The organism is uncultured Thermosynechococcus sp. (assembly GCF_937958135.1).
Classification (GTDB): Bacteria; Cyanobacteriota; Cyanobacteriia; order Thermosynechococcales; family Thermosynechococcaceae; genus Thermosynechococcus.
In genome coordinates this window covers 70,629-87,463 of sequence record NZ_CALGOG010000014.1, presented here as the reverse complement: position 1 = coordinate 87,463, position 16,835 = coordinate 70,629, and the positions used below count along the sequence as shown (strand labels likewise).

Here is a 16,835-nt window from a genome sequence, read left to right as displayed (position 1 = left end):
CAAGCGGGACGGGAGGAAGGATTGCAGCAAGGGTTACAGGAAGGATTACAGCAAGGATTACAACGAGGGTTGCAGCAAGGAGAAGCAGCGGTTGTCCTGCGGCAGTTGAGGCGGCGGTTTGGCAGTCTGCCCAATGAGCTTGAAGAGCGCATCCGCCAACTCTCTCCTGAACGAATTGAAGCGTTGGCAGAAGCCCTCCTGGACTTCACTGACTTAGGAGAACTGGTTTCATGGCTAGGGCGCTCCTCCTAGCCCATGCGTCGTGATTCCCTCTTTTATCAACTCTTTGCCCAGTTGCCCCAAACCTTCTTTGACCTGCTGGGCGTGGAGAGTGCTGAGGGCTACCGCTTTGACTCGATTGAACTCAAGGAAACCACCTTTCGCATTGATGGCGTCTTTGTCCCCCCTGACCCCGCAGGGGTGGTGTATTTCTGCGAAGTCCAGTTTCAGCGGGACAACACCTTCTATGAGCGCTTCTTTGCGGAGATTTTTCTGTATCTACGCCTGAAGCGCGATACGTTTTCTGACTGGCAGGCGGTGGTGATTTACCCTGACCCACAGACGGAGCAAAAAGAGATTACCCCTTATGTTCCTCTCATCCAAAGCGATCGCCTACGGCGGGTGTATCTGAATGAGCTGCCCTCCCCAGAGGAGCTGCCGCTGAGTCTAGGGCTGATGAAGCTGATGACGCTCTCCAGAGCAGAAATGCCAAAAGCCGCGAGATTCCTTGCGCACAGCACGCAGGAAAAGACTGTTCAGAAGCGGGAGGTGATAATAGAGTTAATCACGCGGATAATGCTGTATCGGTTCACCGAGCTAAATCGCGAGGAGGTGCTGCACATGCTGGGGCTGACGACGGAGGAACTGAAGCGGACACGGTTTTATCAGGAAGTCTATGCAGAAGGGCGACAGGAAGGATTACAAGAGGGAGAAGCAGTAGTTGTTCTGCGTCTGCTAAAGCGGCGGTTTGGGGAGATGCCCCCTGCACTGGAAGAGCGCATTCGGCAGCTATCTGTGGCTCAAATTGAAGCCCTTGCAGAAGCTCTCCTTGACTTCACTGACTTGGGAGAACTAGCAGCTTGGCTTGAGCAGTTTCTCTAGCCTATGTAGTGGAGCTTATATTTCTACCAGCACTGAATTTGAGTCAGAGAGGGAGGTGGCATTCTCGCCTACTCCCAGGAACTTTTGCCTTGGCAGCACCCCAAGTCATTTCTGCCTGTAGGTTTCGGTTTAAGCAGCAACATCTTGCCCCTTCCCTACATTTACCAATTGGGCAACTTCAGGACTTACAGGTGCAGTTGTGCCTTGCCCAGCAGGTCTTATATCTACCCCGATATGCAGAAGTCTTTTCTGGCGGGCAATAGTGCTATACTATACTTGACTATAAAAAAATTATATTATCCATATCACATCCGCCGCTAACGAGCAAATGACCCTGCGCGTCTATTTGTAGGATGTGGGGCGGTGTTGCTGAAGAAAATAAGAGACAGGCAGTTGTGGTGAAACACATCCCTAGTTTGTATGCAGTGACCCGGTGCGTGGCAGGCTCCGCCGTACCGCTGCGCGGGCGCAAGCTAACAGACCGGGGAGGATGTCAAGCGCCTTGCTGCCCCTAACATGAGGGGTAAAAGTTGTTGTGGTTTTAACACTCTATTTCTTGCGCCACGGGCAAACTAGCTTTAGTCGCGCCAATGCCTACTGTGGAGAACTGGATCCACCCTTGACGGAGGCCGGTCTAGCGATGGCCGAGGCCTTTGCTGATCACTATGCCCAGTTACCGTGGCAAGCAGTCTTTGTCAGCCCAATGTTGCGAACTCGAACCACGGCACAACCTCTGTGCGATCGCGTGGGTCTGCAGATGCAGATCCGCGACGGTCTGCGGGAAATTTACTATGGACAGTGGGAAGGCCTCTCGCCCGAAGAGGTGAATACCAAGTTCCATGATGACTATGTGCGCTGGCTTGCTGATCCGGGCTGGAATGCCCCCACGGGAGGTGAACGGGGGATTGATATTTACCGTCGTAGTAATGCCGTGCTCTTGGAAATTGAACAGGAGTATCCCGACGGCAATATCTTGATCGTCTCCCACAAGGCCACAATTCGGATGATGCTTTGTGGTCTTCTCGGCATTGATGTGGGACGATTTCGCGATCGCATTGCTGCCCCAGTAGCCAGTGTCAGTATTGTCGAATACACCTCCCGTGGGCCATTGCTCCTTGCCCTTGCGGAGCGATCGCACCTGAGTTTAGAGTTGCGACACTTGCCGGGGACTTAGCCTATACCGTCATAATGTCTTTTTCTTTTTCGGCAAAGAGAGCCTCAATTTTGCCGATGTATTTGTCGGTGAGTTTTTGCACCTTCTCCTGCAAATCCTTGACTTCGTCTTCAGTGAGTTCTCCCGCTTTTCCCGCCTTTTTGATGTGATCAATGGCATCGCGGCGGATGTTGCGAATGGCAACTTTGCCCCCTTCGGCAATTTTGGCGGCGGTTTTCACCAGTTCTTTGCGTCGCTCTGTGGTCAAGGGTGGAATATTGAGGCGGACGCAAGAACCGTCATTGTTGGGCGTCAGTCCTAAGTCAGAGAGTTGAATTGCTTTTTCAATGCTTGCCAACGTCGAGCGATCGTAGGGCTGAATTAAGATGGTCGCTGCGTCGGGCGTAGAGATATTGGCCAAGGAGCGCAGCGGGGTTTCTGTACCGTAGTAGTCCACCATCACCCGATCTAGCAAAGCCGCGTTGGCGCGACCCGTACGAATACTGTTAAAGTCATGCTGGGTGGCTTCAACCGATTTTTGCATCCGCTCTTCGACATCAGCTAATTTCACAGGACCCTCCAACCATCGTACCAATGGGTTCCCCAGTCAAGGCGCGGTAGATGTTACCGGCGGTTTCTAAACTAAACACAATGATGGGGATATCATTATCTTTACACAGGGCGATCGCGGTACTGTCCATCACGGCCAAGTTATGGGTGAGGGCATGGGTGTAGGTGAGACTGCGGTAGCGGCGCGCATTAGGATGTTTGTGGGGATCAGCGTCATAGACCCCATCTACTTTAGTGGCTTTGAAGATCACTTCGGCGTCAATTTCAGCAGCGCGCAATGCAGCCGTGGTGTCGGTGGTGAAAAAGGGGTTCCCAGATCCCCCGCCAAAGATAACAACGCGACCTTTTTCTAGATGACGAATAGCACGGCGACGAATATAGGGTTCGGCCACCTCCTGCATGGCGATCGCTGTCTGTACTCGTGTGGGAACATTTATTTGTTCGAGGGCATCTTGCAGAGTCATTGCATTCATGACGGTGGCAATCATACCGATGTAGTCTGCGGTCGCCCGGTCCATACCGGCAGCCGCCCCTTTCACCCCACGAAAGATATTGCCACCCCCCACAACAATAGCGATTTGCACTCCCGCTTCCACCACTTGGGCAATCTCACTGGCAAAGGATTGCACCACTTTCGGATCAATACCATAGTTCAGGTTGCCCATGAGGGCTTCACCGCTCAATTTGAGCAACACGCGGCGATATTTAGGACTCATTGCGAGGATTCTTGCACTCCAATACGCTCCCCATCAACGATAGCAGGTTAAACGCGCCCGGTTGGACTCGAACCAACGACCAATCGCTTAGAAGGCGAGTGCTCTATTCCGCTGAGCTACGGGCGCATTTTTGAATATTTTCCCATAGGGCATAAGCTGAAAGTAAGATCTCCAGAGTAAGGAGAATCGACATGGAATTAACTTCTTTTCCTTCACGTTTACTCCTAGTCTGTGCTGACAACCACTTGTCGCAACGTATGGGCCAAGACCTACAGGCAGCGGGGTATGATCCCGTGATTGCGACAACAGATAAGGAATGTCGTTTGGCTTGTGCAGAATGGCAGCCTGCCCTAATCATCATGGATCGCCACTTGGGGCGTCTCAACAGCACGGAGTTATGCCAGCAGTTGCGCCAACAGGGGATAAGTTTGCCGATTCTACTGATGCTCGAGAGCGATCGCCTAGAGGATCGGGTCGCGGTGTTGGAGTCGGGTGCGGATGACTACCTACTGCTGCCCTATGATCCCAAGACCTTTTTGCAAATGATTCAGCTGTATCTGAAGCCGCCGGCCACCCAAAACGAGGTGTTGCAATTTGATAATTTGACCCTCAATCTATTGACGCGGCGAGCGGAGCGCAATGGACGTACAATCGACCTGACGATGAAGGAGTATGAACTACTGAAATTTCTCATGGAGCACCCCCGCGAAGTCCTCAGCCGTGAGCAAATTTTGGAAAATGTCTGGGGCTATGACTTTTTGGGAGAATCTAACGTCATTGAAGTGTATATTCGCTATCTGCGGCTAAAGATTGAACCCGATGGCGAAAAACGGTTGATTCACACAGTGCGAGGAGTAGGGTATGTTCTCCGCGAAGCCTAAATTACGCTGGCTAGTGCTGGGATTGATCACCTTGGGGGTACTGCTGGGCTGTCAAAGTCTTAGCCGAGGAGATCTAGCAGCCCCCCCTCAAGTCGTTCGCGGCATTCCCCAATATCTGCCCATCACGGCCAAGGCGCGCATTCACAACACATGGATTCAGTTGGAAGTGGCGCGCACGCCAGCACAGCAGCAGTTGGGCTTGATGTTTCGCTCTCATTTGCCAAAGAATCGAGGCATGCTCTTCCCAATGTCTCCCCCACAGGTGGCCAGCTTCTGGATGAAGAACTGCCTCATTCCCCTCGACTTGATTTTTCTCAGGGACGGGAAAGTGGTGGCGATCGCCCCTGAAGCCCCACCCTGCCCAACACTTCCTTGCCCTACCTATGAGTCCGGCGTTCCAGTGGATGCCGTTTTAGAACTCGTGGGTGGCCGTGCTGCCGAACTGGGACTAAACGTGGGAGATACAGTAAAGATCGTTGAGCTTTAACCAAAGGATTTGGTTACCTCCATGAGGGCTTTCGCTTAGAAGTCGCAAATCAATCCCATCAATCTTCCTTTGGCTTGAGGATTCATATCTCAAGTAATGATCAAGACCCGCTTGCACCGCCGGCGAAAGTCAGCAGCTATGTTGACGATGACAGTCGTATGTTGACGATGACAGTCGTTTTTCCTGCATCACCCTTGTGGTGATCAAGGGTAATGAGTTTCACACCGTAGAACGGGAAGTGTCAATTCTTGCCTGTCGAGGGCGTTAGTGAGGTGATGGTGGCGCGATCGCCAGTACCCGCAGGGTTTGCAGCGCCAAAGGTCAACTCACCCTCGACTAAATCCACCAAAATTGTATCTCCAGGGGCAAAGACCTCTTCCAGAAGTTTCACGGCAAGCGGATTCTCTAATTCCCGTTGAATGGCGCGCTTGAGAGGACGGGCACCATAGACTGGATCAAAGCCCACCGTCACCAAATAATCTAGGGCTGCTGGCGTAAGGTGCAGGCGAATTTTTTGATCTGCAAGAAGTTTTTCCACTCGTCGCAGTTGAATTTGGGCAATCTGTGCCAATTCGGCCCGCCCTAACCCATGGAACAGAATGACATCATCAATGCGGTTGAGGAACTCCGGGCGAAAATACTTTTGGGCACTCTGGAGTACCCGTTGGCGCATTTCCTCATAGCGGCTGTCATCACCGGCCAACTCTAAAATATGCTCGCTGCCCAAGTTGCTGGTCATGATGATTACCGTGTTGCGGAAGTCCACCGTGCGCCCTTGGGAATCCGTGATCCGTCCATCATCGAGTACCTGCAAGAGCACATTAAAGACTTCGGGGTGGGCTTTTTCCACCTCATCAAAAAGAACCACCGCATAGGGACGACGGCGAATCGCCTCCGTCAGTTGCCCGCCACTATCAAAGCCCACATAGCCCGGTGGGGCGCCAATCATGCGGGAGATGGCATGCTTTTCCATGTACTCGGACATGTCAAGGCGCACGAGGGCATTTTCATCGTCAAAGAGAGCTTCGGCAAGGGCACGAGCCAGTTCGGTTTTGCCGACGCCGGTAGGTCCCATAAAGAGAAAGGAACCAATGGGACGGGCAGGATCTTTCATGCCGGCTCGCGCTCGGCGGATGGCTGCGGCTACGGCGGCCACGGCCTCTGTTTGACCAATCACCCGCTGGTGTAGAACCTGTTCGAGTTGCAGGAGTTTTTGCCGCTCTGAGGCCATTAGTTTTTGCAGGGGAATGCCTGTCCACTTGGCAACAATTTCGGCAATGTCAGCTTCGGTAACTTGATCCCGCAAAAAGGTGCCCCCTTCAGCCTGCAATTCCAGTAACTTGGCCTCGGTGCTCTCCAGTTCCCGTTGCAAGGTTTCGAGGCGACCGTATTTGAGTTGCGCAGCTTTGTTGAGGTTGTAGTCGCGCTCTGCTTGCTCGATTTGCAGCTTTACTTGGTCTTCCTCCTCCTTGAGGCTGTTGATGCGCTCAAGAAGTTCTTTTTCTGCTTGCCAGCGGGCTTGCATGGCCTGTTGGCGCGGTTGCAGTTGGGCAATTTCTGCTTCGATGCGCTGCAGGCGATCGCGCAGCGTTTGTTCGCGGGTGGCTTGCAATGGAGCTTGACTCAGGGGAAGGCTTTCCTCCTGTTGCAGGGAGAGTTTTTCCATCTCCAGTTGCCGCAGGCGCCGCTCAAGGGCTTCTAGCTCAGCGGGTTTAGTAGTGATTTCCATTTTCAGTTTGGCCGCCGCTTCATCCACTAGGTCAATGGCCTTGTCGGGCAAAAAGCGATCGCTAATGTAGCGATCGGAGAGCACTGCCGCCGCCACTAGGGCCGAATCCGTGATTTTCACATTGTGGTGAATTTCGTAGCGATCCTTTAGCCCTCGCAAAATCGAGATCGTATCTTCAACGCTGGGCTGGCCAACGTACACCGGCTGAAAGCGACGCTCAAGGGCGGCATCCTTCTCTATGTATTTGCGGTACTCGTCTAGGGTAGTGGCACCAATACAGCGCAGTTCTCCCCGCGCCAGCATTGGCTTCAGAAGGTTGCTGGCATCCATGGTAGAGTTTTGATTGGCGCCGGCGCCGACTACCGTATGCAGTTCATCAATAAAAAGCACAATTTGGCCGTCGGAGTGAGTGACTTCCTGAAGAACTGCCTTGAGGCGATCCTCAAAGTCACCGCGGAATTTTGCGCCAGCAACAAGACTGCCGAGGTCTAGGGAAATGAGCCGCCGGTTTTTCAGCGATTCCGGCACATCCCCATTGATAATCCGCTGTGCCAGCCCTTCGGCAATGGCAGTTTTACCCACCCCCGGTTCACCAATGAGGACGGGGTTATTTTTGGTACGGCGCGAGAGGACTTGAATGACACGGCGAATCTCTTCATCGCGGCCAATGACGGGATCTAATTTGCCTTGGCGAGCTGCTTCCGTGAGATCGCGGCCATACTTTTCTAGGGCAGCATACTTGTTTTCTGGGTTTTGATCGACTACGCGCTGGCTGCCGCGAATGGCCTTAACAGCAGCAGCTAACCGGGCGCGATCGCAATTCAAGGTGCGGAAAAGACGTTGGCCGATCCGGCGATCGCCCACAAAGGCAAGCAAAAGATGCTCAACGGAAATGTACTGATCTCCCTGCTCTTGGCGCAGACGATTGGCCTCATCGAGGAGGGCATCCAAACTGCGGCCACAGTACAGTTCACTCCCTGCGGGAACGCGGGGCTGTTGCTTGGCAAAGTCCAGCAGCCGCCTTAAGACCCAGTCGGTGTCAATCTCTGCCCGTTCCAAGATGAGCTGCCCCAGTCCCTCTTCTTGCAGGAGGGCAATCATCACGTGCTCTGTTTCCAGATATTGGCTGCGATATTCCCGTGCTACATCTTGGGACTTAACAATCGCTTCCCAAGCCTTATCAGTAAACTTTGTTGGATCCGTTGGTTGCATGGCGGTAATTGCGGGCAGTAGCTTACTGACTGTGACTGCATTATGCCACTTTCAGTTTATTAAAGAGCCAGCCTTCACACCCACAGGATAATTCACAGAGGCCCTAGATTCAGGAATTGACGCAAAAGATTAGCTAATTTTTTCTTGTTGTTATAGCCGCTGCTATAGTAGTTCCGCAGGGGAACTTTCTCGCCAGAGGTTAGGTGAACTACAATGCGATGGGTATTGCCATCGGAATCCTTATGACTTTCAATCGCAATATCCCTAATCTCGCGCAAGAGCAATTCCTTCTGAGTTCGGCGGAAAAAATTTGCATGCTGAATCGTGAAGGTGCCTCTCCGTTTATCCAAATCCAAGTTTAAGACCGATGCAAGAGAAATGGCAGCCATCCCTGGCAAAAAGTGTACTCCTGCAAATATCCCAATCAGCCAGCGATCGTCCAAGCGGGCAGAGAGTTGCGTTTGGTTGGGATTAGCGCGGAACTGGTTAATTTGCTCCACGATTGCCGCGCGATTGCCTACATCTGAGGAAGCATTGCCCAACCTAATTGACTGACCTGCCACTTCAAGAACGACCCGATACATGCGATCGCCATCACTGTCAATGTAGTTCTCCAACTTCGCCTGGTACAGCAAAGTGAGGGGAATTTTTACCCGCTCTTGACTCACAAGGGACGTGTGGGTAATGATGCACTCATAGGGGACAGTTTGGCGTTGGCAGTGAATCTCCCCAACTTGCAAGAAGCCGAGCATCAATATAGGTATAAAACTGAAAAATCCGCCCACAAACCAAGTCAACCAAGGGCGTTCCCGCACGCGCAAGCGATACGATGTTTGCTCCAGTACTTTCATTCCTGTTGCCCTCCCTCAGGACGCAAAAACGCTGCCACACTGGCTGCTAACTGCTGAAAATTAGGTTCGATGCGTTGACCGAGATACTCCTCCACAGCGCGGGCAATCTTGCCGGCCAAGAATGAGTGTACCCCCGACATCCGTTTTGGATCAATGCGCAGATGACCTCGGCTAATGATAATCGTTGAATCCCCCACAGCAATGAATTGATTTTCCCCTTGACAGTCAATGGCTTCAGTAAAGGCATGGGGGGCAATGCGCCAGCGGGTGAGATAGTGGCGATCGCTCCAATGGGTGTAGTCTGTCCACGAAAGCATTGCTTCACTCAGGAGTGCCCGTGCCGCTGCGGGAATTTCACCTCCGCCATGCCAGACCAAGACCATCTCCAGAGCCTGGGGAGACTCCTTGCGCGCTTGCACTTCAATTGCGCGCACATTGGGCATCCGGTTCACTAGTTCTGGCAGGCGATCGCGATAGGTGCGATAGACGTGCTCGCGGGGAAAAGGCAACTGTACTTGGGAGAAAATTTCCACTATCCTATTCCCACCGTGGACACTGCCGTGCAATCACTACCACGTAATCCCCCACTTGCAACTTGTAGTCCATTGGTGGATTAACATACGTCTGGCGACGCCCCTCAATGCGACGTTCCACAGCAACTAGAAGGGCATCGTACTGCTCCTTGAGGTATCTTTGCGCATCCCAAAAGGTTTTGCCGGCCAGCACAGCGCACAAAGGAAGCCGATAAAATTGGTTCCCCACCTGTACCGTCAGGAGTTCGGCGAAGACACCCATGGCCCCTTTATTGCGTACTGCATTGCTAATGAGGTGACCCGCCATTTCATCGGCCACCACTACATCCTCCACCCCTGCCGCCTGAAGTTGGACATTGTTGTTGCGATCCAACAGCTGCGCACAGGTGTAAATCGTCGGATTGAGTTTTTCGATGGTCAAGGCGGCAAGGACAGTGCGGGCATCGCGGTCTTGGTCACTGCGGGGCTGGCTAGTATCCGCCAAGAGAATGGCGCGGGAAGCGTGGTAAATTTGCACCTTCTCCAAAACATCAATGCGGGTGTAGTCTCCGGAATAAAAGTAAAGGCGGTTTTGATCCACCGCCCGTAACTCATTCACAGGTAACTGCTCGAGTTCGGCAACAATGACAATCGGTGCATAGCGGGTTTGCGAATCTGTTTGCAGCTCCTGGAGTACAAGAGGAGCACTGCGGTTCCAACCGCACAGAATAATGTGGTTGCGCAACTCATCCAGGTCAAAGTTCTTAACACTCATGGCCGACTGCAATCGCTGCACCATGAAGGCAGACACTACCCCTGTAAAGACCGCAAACAAGGTCAAACCCGCCAAAACGACCACAAGGGTAATGATCCGCCCGCCATGGGTTTGGGGATAAGCCCCAATGGGTTCGGCAGACACTAAGGAAAAGAAGCTGTACCACAGGGCATCCCCAAGGGTCTGAATGTCTGGGTTGGAGGTTCCTTCGATAATATAGAAAGCTAGCCCCCCAAAGAGCATGATCAACACAATGATTAACAGTGCTGAAATCTGGGCACCATAAAGAACAGCAATGCGGGGGGCAACATAGTGCAGGTTGCGATTAATCAAAACAGAGGCACGGGGCAGACGCAGCAACGGCAGCAAACGAAACAAAGGCCACCGGGGCGGCATCGGTAAAATGGCGATTAAATCCAGCCAGTAGTGGCGGAAAAATCGTTGCTTTTTGCGGGCGATCGCAAACCGCAGCAGCAGCTCAGCCGCAAAGCACAAGCGCAGGGGGACTTCCGCCAGCACTACTAGGAGGTGGGGATGAGACGGCTGCCCCGTCAAAAAATCAGCCACCACCAGTATTGTCCAAGTCAAAATTAGGACAACTAACCCCATCTCCACAGCCGGCGAGTGGAGAAAAAGATCAAGCTGCTGCTGTAGCCGACGACGCCCCATAACCCTTCTTGGCGGAGAACAGAAAAAATATAAAGCCTAAGGAGTGGGGGCGATCGCCGGTTACCGAGAAGCGAGTACAGAACCTAGGTGGGAATCAGTTCTCCTGGCCGCAGTTTTGCCCACCGTCCCTGCTCCTCCACAAAGCTCTTACACCCAACCACATCCCACTCCATTAGGATTTCTTCCCCTTGAGTGCGGATGTTGATGTTGATTGTAGGCTCAGTGGGATCAAAGTCTGGCGTGGGGGTCAGATGGGGCTGCTGGTGCTGTTCCTCAACGGCATAGTATGTGGTGCAGCGATCCACAAGGGCACAGTTTACGCAAATACACATGGCGGACTCTCCCAATGCCACATGCTCCTACTCTAGCGCATCCCCTAGGGGCGCCAAGGAAACTGCTGAAAGTTGGGGGGGCGTTTTTCTAAAAAGGCTTGCTTACCCTCAGCACTCTCTTGGGTGAGGTAGTAGAGAAGGGTGGCGTTTCCCGCTAATTCCTGAAGACCCGCTTGGCCGTCACAGTCGGCGTTAAAGGCTGCCTTCAAGCAGCGAATGGCCAAAGGACTGTGGTTGAGGATTTCCCGCGCCCAGCGGATACCCTCTGCTTCTAGTTCCTCAACGGGAACCACCGTATTGACCAAGCCCATCGCCAGGGCTTCTTGGGCGCTATATTGCCGACAGAGAAACCAAATTTCCCGTGCTTTTTTCTGCCCCACAACGCGGGCAAGATAACTAGCCCCAAACCCCGCATCAAAACTGCCCACCCGTGGCCCTGTTTGCCCAAAAACGGCATTCTCAGCCGCAATGGTGAGGTCACAGACCAAGTGCAGCACATGACCCCCGCCGATGGCATAGCCGGCCACCAGGGCAATCACCACCTTCGGTAGGGAGCGAATTTGCCGCTGTAAGTCCAGCACATTTAGCCGTGCCACCCCCTGATCATCTAGATAGCCCGCCTCACCGCGCACACTCTGGTCACCGCCGGCACAAAAGGCATACTTGCCATCGCTGTGGGGACCGGCACCGGTGAGCAAAACGACGCCGATTGTGGGATCGTTGCGGGCGTCCTCAAAGGCTTGACTCATCTCCACAATAGTTTGGGGGCGGAAGGCATTGCGCTTGTGGGGACGATTGATGGTAATTTTGGCAATGCCCGTTGTTTTGTGATAGAGGATGTCGTTGAAGTTGTGAACTTGGTGCCACTGGACGCTGTCCATAGAGTCAATAGAGGGTGGAGAATGAGATGGCTTTTTATTGTATCGCGAGCGTTCCTGTCCTACACCGCAAGCAGACGGCGATCGCCCCTTGAGCTGCGGAGTGTCGAACCTAAGCTGCGCTCCTTTGATACTGCGCCGGTACAAACCTCACTGCCCAAGGCCGTTTCCCCACCTTTGAGATTGTGTTCCCTTAGCGCAGGTAAATCCATGTTCATCAATTGCCTAGAACAGCAGGGGCGCGATCGCCAAAAGCTTCCACTAAAAAAAACAGACCCAAGTCACAGCGAAATGCTGTATTTTCTTTCCTCGTAGATTCTTGATAGCGATGCAACAAGAGCCGCAGTACTGGCGGGGGGGTGCGCCAACCTGTGAGCCGGTTATCGCAGGTATCATAAAACTTTAGGCGCATGGGCATGGTAGTAAATGAGCAGTGATTTTCTCGCAGGACTCAATCCCGCGCAGCGGCAGGCGGTGGAGCACTATTCTGGCCCGCTGCTAGTTGTAGCAGGGGCCGGTTCCGGCAAGACACGGACACTGACCCACCGAATTGCTCACCTAATTCGCCATCATCAGGTGGCACCAGAAAACATTTTGGCGGTGACGTTTACGAATAAGGCCGCCGGCGAAATGAAGGAGCGGCTTGCAGTCCTTCTTGGTCAAGAGATAGCAAAGCAGCTCTATCAACGGGACTGGCTGGATCTCTCTCCCCTCGAACAACAGCGGGTGCGATCGCGGGTTTATCAAACGTACACAAAACCCCTTTGGATGGGTACCTTCCACAGCCTATGCGCTCGGCTCCTGCGCTTAGAAATTGAGGCCTATGAACATCCCCAAGGGTATCGCTGGACGCGGCACTTTACGATTTTTGATGAGTCGGATGTGCAAAGCCTCATTAAAGAGATTGCCACAGAGGAACTCAATCTCGACGAACGCAGGCATGATCCGCGCAGTCTTCGCTACAGAATTAGCCATGCCAAAAACCGAGGACTCAGTCCCGATCAATTGGAGCAGGAACAGCGATCGCCCACTGACCGTATAGCCGCAGAGGTTTATCGCCGTTACGAGGCGGCCCTTGCCAAGAATAACGCCCTTGACTTTGATGATTTGATTTTGCGAACAGTACATCTATTTCGACAGCACCCCGAACGCCTGGCACACTGGCATCGGCAGTTCCAGCACATTCTAGTGGATGAATATCAAGATACCAACCGCACCCAATACGATCTCCTGCGGTTGCTGGCAACCAATGGCATGCCACCCCAGCAATTTCAGGATTGGCGCGATCGCTCCATCTTTGTGGTGGGGGATGTGGATCAGTCCATTTATTCATTCCGCTGTGCTGATTTCACCATCTTGATGGACTTCCAGAAAGATTTTGGCGATCGCCTACCCGATAACAATCATCGCACCCTGATCAAGCTAGAGGAAAACTATCGCTCCGCTGCCAACATCTTGCAGGCCGCCAACTATCTTATTGAGCACAACACAGAACGGATTCCCAAGGTGCTGCGTCCCACCAAGGGGGAAGGTGCTCCCATTCACTGTGAGCGTTGCGCCACTGAGACCGAGGAAGCCTATTTCGTTGCCCAAAAGATCAAAGCCTTGGGCAGCCAATCCCTTGAACCCCAGTGGGGACGGTTTGCAATTCTCTATCGCACCAATGCCCAATCTCGCCCCTTTGAGGAGGCCTTAGTTCGCGCCAATATTCCCTACACCGTGGTCGGCGGCCTCAAGTTCTATGAGCGCAAGGAAGTCAAGGATATTCTCGCCTATCTACGGCTGTTGCAAAATCCCTACGACACCGTGAGTCTGCGGCGCATCATCAATGTCCCCCGCCGTGGCATTGGCAAAACCAGCTTGGAGCGCCTCAGTGAGGCTGCCCAAACCCTCGGCATTTCCCTGTGGGACTTGATTGCCGATACCGAGTCCATGACGCCCTTGGCCGGGCGAGCCAGTCGTGCCGTGCAGCAGTTTGTTGCCTGTATAACCCACCTGCGATCGCTTGTGGACGATATTGGCCTGCCCGAATTGGTGAAAACCGTGATTGAAGAGACAGGCTACCGCCGCGAACTAGAAAACGAGGGCACCGCTGAAAGCCTAGAGCGGCTGCAAAACCTCATGGAATTGGTCAATGCTGCCCAGCAATTTAGTGAAGAAAACGAGGGGGCAAGCCTCAGTGATTTTCTCAACAGTTCTGCCCTTGCCTCGGATTTGGAGCCATTGCAAGGGGAAGAGGGCGTCGTTTCCCTGATGACATTGCATGCCGCCAAAGGGCTAGAATTTCCCGTTGTCTTTTTAGTCGGCATGGAGCAGGGACTCTTTCCCAGCTTCCGCAGCCTTAACGACCCCATGGCGCTAGAAGAAGAACGCCGCCTGTGCTACGTCGGTATTACCCGTGCCCAAGAACAACTGTTTCTCACCTTTGCCGAAAGTCGTCGCCTCTACGGCAGAAGTGAAGATACGATTCCTTCGCAATTTTTAGCGGAGCTACCCGCCGAACTCCTGACGGGCAATGGGCAGCAATACCGCAAAAGAACCTCCCTCAAGAAAACATCCCCCTTGCGCTTGAACCAGTCCACTGCCTCTCCTTGGCGGGTGGGCGATCGCATTCTCCATCCTACCTATGGCGAAGGGGAAATTACCCATGTTTTTGATACTGGTCCAAAGCTCTCCTTGGCCATTCGTTTCCCGCGACGCGGGCAAAAAGTAGTCGATCCTCAGATGACCCCCCTTGAACGGCTGTAAATCGCGCCAGTCCGGCGGGGATTGAGACAGGGCTGATTATAGAATGCATCTATTTGGGCACAATTCACGCTTTTGAAGCATCATAATCAGCACGAACGGATAGGGATTTCCCCTGAGCAGCATTATTGCAGCAGCCCTACTTGCTCCAGCACTGAGAGCAAACACCGATACGATTCCCCTTCAAGTCCTTGTAAGAGTGGCTCAGCAAGTACGACCCGCAGAAAGTATCTTCTCCGCCGACAGGGGCGAGGGGCTATTTTGCATCAGGGGTCGTTCGGGGTATCAATTGGATGGTCAGCCCTTTGTGCTCACGTTCAGAGGCAAGATGAAATGTTGACAGAACTCCGTTAAGCCCAAGATAATAAAAGATCGCTGAACAAAGCAGATTAAAAGCGGAACTGGCGGAATTGGTAGACGCGCTAGATTCAGGTTCTAGTGTCCGCAAGGACTTCGGGGTTCAAGTCCCCGGTTCCGCATCCTAGCCAGTCTTCAAAGTGCGTTACGATAGAAGCATTGGCTTCTATGCGCTGTCATTATGGCTTTTTCGTCCATTGCTGTTCGCGAACTCCCCATTTTTCCCCTACCCGATGTCGTACTCTTTCCGGGACGACCGCTGCCACTCCATATTTTTGAATTTCGCTACCGCATCATGATGAATACGATTCTCGAGAGCGATCGCCGGTTTGGCATCGTGATGTGGGATCCCCAAACCGGGCGGCCGGCCAAAGTCGGCTGTTGTGCGGAAGTGCGTCGCTACGAACGGCTTCCCGATGACCGCATGCTCATTGATTCCCTCGGTCAGCAGCGGTTTCGCATCCTTGACTACGTGCGCGAAAAACCCTACCGCGTTGGACTGGTGGAGTGGATTGAGGATGAACCCACGAGCCTTGATCTGCGCCCCTTAGCCGAGGAAGTGCGACAACTTCTTGAGGATGTGGTGCGCCTCTCGGCAAAACTGACGGAGCAACCCATGGAACTCCCCCCGGATGTGCCCACAACTGCCCTTGAACTGTCCTACTGGATTGCCAGTAATTTTCGCGGTGTCGCTCAGGAGCAGCAACGCCTCTTAGAGCTACAATCCACCTACGATCGCCTATTGCGGGAGGCAGAAATTTTAACGACTACCCGCAATCACTTGGCAGCCCGCACCGTCCTCAAGGAAACCTTCAAATAAGCCGCGTCCTCTGCGGTAGAATATGATACGCTAGAAATCTTGGTTACTTTGCCTCACATTGCCTTGCAGGGGAGAAAACCCATGAGCCGCGTTTGTCAACTGACCGGAAAAAAAGCCAATAACGCCTACGCGATTTCCCACTCCCACCGCCGCACTAAACGACTGCAGGAAGTCAATTTGCAATGGAAACGGGTGTGGTGGCCAGAGGGCAAACGTTGGGTACGACTGCGCCTCTCTGCCAAAGCCATTAAAACCCTTGAGCGCAAAGGCTTGAGTGCATTTGCCAAAGAGGCCGGCCTGGATCTCAATAAGCTCTAGGGGATTAGATAGCCTCAAAGAGCAATTCGGCCATAGCGAGCACTGATGTTCTGCTGGCCGGTTTGTTGCCGAATTTGCCAAGCCCACAACTGATCTCCAAGGGAAAAGTGCCACCACTCGTTGGGATGGCGCTGAAATCCTGCACTGCTCATTGCTTGATAGAGAATCTGGCGGCGCCGGGCAAAGCAGGCAGCGTTGGTCTGCTTAGGATGGCGATCGTAAAAATCGGGAAAAGAGCGCTCAGAAATCTCATCAATGGCTCCTCCCATGTCCAAGGGACAACCCTCTGCATCGGCAAGGGTGAGATCAACGGCAGCTCCTGTGCTGTGGGGGGGTGGTTTTTGTGGATCTAAGCTGGGAACAGCCCAAAACTGATAAACCTGTTGCCAAATCTGATTGGCGATCGCCGGCTCCAGTTGTTGAGGATCGTGTCCCCCTTCCCGACAGAGGGTCGCAAAGGTATGCGCTACCATAAACTGCTGCACCGCAATGGGGCGGTAGGCATCAAAAATTGCCAGTTGCCAACCGTAAGGCTTTAGGAATGCTTGGGCACGTTCAAGGGCAGCAATCACACCTGCTCGCAAGTAAAAAGGTGAAGCGGTGCCATAGGGGGCACCCAGGCTTTGATAGGGATGGGGTTCCAGCCGCAGAAACGTAGGAGGAATAGGCGCTAGGGGTTCTCCACACTCTTCAATGGGAATGCTTGTATAGGGCTTATCCCCCATTGGC

19 protein-coding genes and 2 tRNA genes are annotated in these 16,835 nt (G+C 53.2%); 9 read left to right on the top strand and 12 right to left on the bottom strand.

Going from position 1 to position 16,835, the window contains the following annotated elements; all coding sequences use genetic code 11:
* From Q0711_RS01885 to Q0711_RS01875, 3 genes are all read left to right on the top strand, one after another.
* Positions 1–252, top strand: a 252-nt coding sequence (locus Q0711_RS01885) for a DUF4351 domain-containing protein (RefSeq protein ID WP_299041428.1), incomplete at its 5' end; no start/stop codon positions are given.
* Between the two features lie 3 nt (positions 253–255).
* Positions 256–1,101, top strand: a complete 846-nt coding sequence (locus Q0711_RS01880; RefSeq protein ID WP_299041426.1) for an Rpn family recombination-promoting nuclease/putative transposase — start codon at positions 256–258, stop codon at positions 1,099–1,101.
* A gap of 535 nt (positions 1,102–1,636) precedes the next feature.
* The gene (locus Q0711_RS01875) at positions 1,637–2,275 is read left to right on the top strand and encodes a histidine phosphatase family protein (RefSeq protein ID WP_299041424.1); all 639 of its coding nucleotides are present in this window, start codon (positions 1,637–1,639) and stop codon (positions 2,273–2,275) included.
* Between the two features lies 1 nt (position 2,276).
* Here the strand turns inward: Q0711_RS01875 and frr are convergent, their stop codons facing one another.
* The 3 genes from frr to Q0711_RS01860 all read right to left on the bottom strand — a co-directional run bounded on the left by frr (position 2,277) and on the right by Q0711_RS01860 (position 3,666).
* Complete coding sequence (frr, locus tag Q0711_RS01870; protein WP_298976085.1) at positions 2,277–2,825, bottom strand: ribosome recycling factor; 549 nt, start codon at positions 2,823–2,825, stop codon at positions 2,277–2,279.
* On the bottom strand, positions 2,812–3,540 hold the full coding sequence (gene pyrH, locus Q0711_RS01865; RefSeq protein WP_298976087.1) for a UMP kinase: 729 nt from the start codon (positions 3,538–3,540) through the stop codon (positions 2,812–2,814). The genes frr and pyrH overlap by 14 nt, the downstream gene beginning before the upstream one ends.
* Before the next feature lie 52 nt (positions 3,541–3,592).
* Positions 3,593–3,666 (bottom strand) — tRNA-Arg (locus Q0711_RS01860).
* Between the two features lie 65 nt (positions 3,667–3,731).
* Here Q0711_RS01860 and nblR point away from each other — a divergent pair.
* Complete coding sequence (gene nblR, locus Q0711_RS01855; RefSeq protein WP_299041422.1) at positions 3,732–4,421, top strand: response regulator transcription factor NblR; 690 nt, start codon at positions 3,732–3,734, stop codon at positions 4,419–4,421.
* Positions 4,402–4,908 (top strand): DUF192 domain-containing protein, encoded by a 507-nt coding sequence (locus tag Q0711_RS01850; protein ID WP_298976091.1) that lies wholly within the window; start codon positions 4,402–4,404, stop codon positions 4,906–4,908. The genes nblR and Q0711_RS01850 overlap by 20 nt, the downstream gene beginning before the upstream one ends.
* A 241-nt stretch (positions 4,909–5,149) precedes the next feature.
* On the opposite strand, the gene clpB is transcribed toward Q0711_RS01850, so the two are convergent.
* The 8 genes from clpB to Q0711_RS01810 all read right to left on the bottom strand — a co-directional run bounded on the left by clpB (position 5,150) and on the right by Q0711_RS01810 (position 12,284).
* Positions 5,150–7,849, bottom strand: coding sequence for an ATP-dependent chaperone ClpB (gene clpB, locus Q0711_RS01845; RefSeq protein WP_299041420.1), 2,700 nt, complete (start codon positions 7,847–7,849; stop codon positions 5,150–5,152).
* 92 nt (positions 7,850–7,941) lie between these two features.
* A complete protein-coding gene (locus Q0711_RS01840; protein ID WP_299041417.1) occupies positions 7,942–8,700 on the bottom strand; it encodes a hypothetical protein in 759 nt (252 codons plus the stop codon).
* The gene (locus tag Q0711_RS01835) at positions 8,697–9,233 is read right to left on the bottom strand and encodes a hypothetical protein (RefSeq protein WP_298616323.1); all 537 of its coding nucleotides are present in this window, start codon (positions 9,231–9,233) and stop codon (positions 8,697–8,699) included. The genes Q0711_RS01840 and Q0711_RS01835 overlap by 4 nt, the downstream gene beginning before the upstream one ends.
* Positions 9,234–9,237: 4 nt before the next feature.
* Positions 9,238–10,656: an ion transporter gene (locus Q0711_RS01830; RefSeq protein ID WP_298616326.1), complete on the bottom strand. Its 1,419-nt coding sequence runs from the start codon at positions 10,654–10,656 to the stop codon at positions 9,238–9,240.
* An 83-nt stretch (positions 10,657–10,739) separates the two neighbouring features.
* The gene (locus tag Q0711_RS01825) at positions 10,740–10,988 is read right to left on the bottom strand and encodes a Ycf34 family protein (protein ID WP_298616328.1); all 249 of its coding nucleotides are present in this window, start codon (positions 10,986–10,988) and stop codon (positions 10,740–10,742) included.
* A 44-nt stretch (positions 10,989–11,032) separates the two neighbouring features.
* On the bottom strand, positions 11,033–11,869 hold the full coding sequence (menB, locus tag Q0711_RS01820; RefSeq protein ID WP_298616331.1) for a 1,4-dihydroxy-2-naphthoyl-CoA synthase: 837 nt from the start codon (positions 11,867–11,869) through the stop codon (positions 11,033–11,035).
* Positions 11,870–11,928: 59 nt separating this feature from the next.
* The gene (locus tag Q0711_RS01815) at positions 11,929–12,078 is read right to left on the bottom strand and encodes a hypothetical protein (protein ID WP_298616334.1); all 150 of its coding nucleotides are present in this window, start codon (positions 12,076–12,078) and stop codon (positions 11,929–11,931) included.
* A 5-nt stretch (positions 12,079–12,083) separates the two neighbouring features.
* Positions 12,084–12,284, bottom strand: coding sequence for a hypothetical protein (locus tag Q0711_RS01810; RefSeq protein ID WP_298616337.1), 201 nt, complete (start codon positions 12,282–12,284; stop codon positions 12,084–12,086).
* 8 nt (positions 12,285–12,292) lie between these two features.
* On the opposite strand from Q0711_RS01810, the gene pcrA reads away from it, so the two are divergent.
* The 4 genes from pcrA to rpmB all read left to right on the top strand — a co-directional run bounded on the left by pcrA (position 12,293) and on the right by rpmB (position 16,106).
* Positions 12,293–14,614 (top strand): DNA helicase PcrA, encoded by a 2,322-nt coding sequence (pcrA, locus tag Q0711_RS01805; RefSeq protein WP_299041413.1) that lies wholly within the window; start codon positions 12,293–12,295, stop codon positions 14,612–14,614.
* Positions 14,615–15,006: 392 nt separating this feature from the next.
* A tRNA-Leu gene (locus tag Q0711_RS01800) sits at positions 15,007–15,090 on the top strand.
* A 59-nt stretch (positions 15,091–15,149) separates the two neighbouring features.
* The gene (locus Q0711_RS01795) at positions 15,150–15,788 is read left to right on the top strand and encodes an LON peptidase substrate-binding domain-containing protein (RefSeq protein WP_298616341.1); all 639 of its coding nucleotides are present in this window, start codon (positions 15,150–15,152) and stop codon (positions 15,786–15,788) included.
* An 81-nt stretch (positions 15,789–15,869) separates the two neighbouring features.
* Positions 15,870–16,106 carry a 50S ribosomal protein L28 gene (gene rpmB / locus Q0711_RS01790; RefSeq protein WP_298616344.1) on the top strand — a complete coding sequence of 79 codons (237 nt, stop codon included), beginning with the start codon at positions 15,870–15,872 and terminating at the stop codon, positions 16,104–16,106.
* Between the two features lie 14 nt (positions 16,107–16,120).
* Here the strand turns inward: rpmB and Q0711_RS01785 are convergent, their stop codons facing one another.
* Complete coding sequence (locus tag Q0711_RS01785) at positions 16,121–16,831, bottom strand: M15 family metallopeptidase (protein WP_298616346.1); 711 nt, start codon at positions 16,829–16,831, stop codon at positions 16,121–16,123.
* Positions 16,832–16,835 lie beyond the last annotated feature (4 nt).

What these genes read in the sequence shown, in the direction of transcription:
- Q0711_RS01880 (WP_299041426.1), top strand. Translation starts at nt 256, where the DNA reads ATGCGTCGTGATTCCCTCTTTTATCAACTCTTTGCCCAGTTGCCCCAA.
- pyrH (WP_298976087.1), bottom strand. Translation starts at nt 3,540, where the DNA reads ATGAGTCCTAAATATCGCCGCGTGTTGCTCAAATTGAGCGGTGAAGCC.
- nblR (WP_299041422.1), top strand. Translation starts at nt 3,732, where the DNA reads ATGGAATTAACTTCTTTTCCTTCACGTTTACTCCTAGTCTGTGCTGAC.
- Q0711_RS01850 (WP_298976091.1), top strand. Translation starts at nt 4,402, where the DNA reads ATGTTCTCCGCGAAGCCTAAATTACGCTGGCTAGTGCTGGGATTGATC.
- clpB (WP_299041420.1), bottom strand. Translation starts at nt 7,849, where the DNA reads ATGCAACCAACGGATCCAACAAAGTTTACTGATAAGGCTTGGGAAGCG.
- Q0711_RS01840 (WP_299041417.1), bottom strand. Translation starts at nt 8,700, where the DNA reads ATGAAAGTACTGGAGCAAACATCGTATCGCTTGCGCGTGCGGGAACGC.
- Q0711_RS01830 (WP_298616326.1), bottom strand. Translation starts at nt 10,656, where the DNA reads ATGGGGCGTCGTCGGCTACAGCAGCAGCTTGATCTTTTTCTCCACTCG.
- Q0711_RS01825 (WP_298616328.1), bottom strand. Translation starts at nt 10,988, where the DNA reads ATGTGTATTTGCGTAAACTGTGCCCTTGTGGATCGCTGCACCACATAC.
- menB (WP_298616331.1), bottom strand. Translation starts at nt 11,869, where the DNA reads ATGGACAGCGTCCAGTGGCACCAAGTTCACAACTTCAACGACATCCTC.
- Q0711_RS01815 (WP_298616334.1), bottom strand. Translation starts at nt 12,078, where the DNA reads ATGGATTTACCTGCGCTAAGGGAACACAATCTCAAAGGTGGGGAAACG.
- Q0711_RS01810 (WP_298616337.1), bottom strand. Translation starts at nt 12,284, where the DNA reads ATGCCCATGCGCCTAAAGTTTTATGATACCTGCGATAACCGGCTCACA.
- pcrA (WP_299041413.1), top strand. Translation starts at nt 12,293, where the DNA reads ATGAGCAGTGATTTTCTCGCAGGACTCAATCCCGCGCAGCGGCAGGCG.
- Q0711_RS01795 (WP_298616341.1), top strand. Translation starts at nt 15,150, where the DNA reads ATGGCTTTTTCGTCCATTGCTGTTCGCGAACTCCCCATTTTTCCCCTA.
- rpmB (WP_298616344.1), top strand. Translation starts at nt 15,870, where the DNA reads ATGAGCCGCGTTTGTCAACTGACCGGAAAAAAAGCCAATAACGCCTAC.
- Q0711_RS01785 (WP_298616346.1), bottom strand. Translation starts at nt 16,831, where the DNA reads ATGGGGGATAAGCCCTATACAAGCATTCCCATTGAAGAGTGTGGAGAA.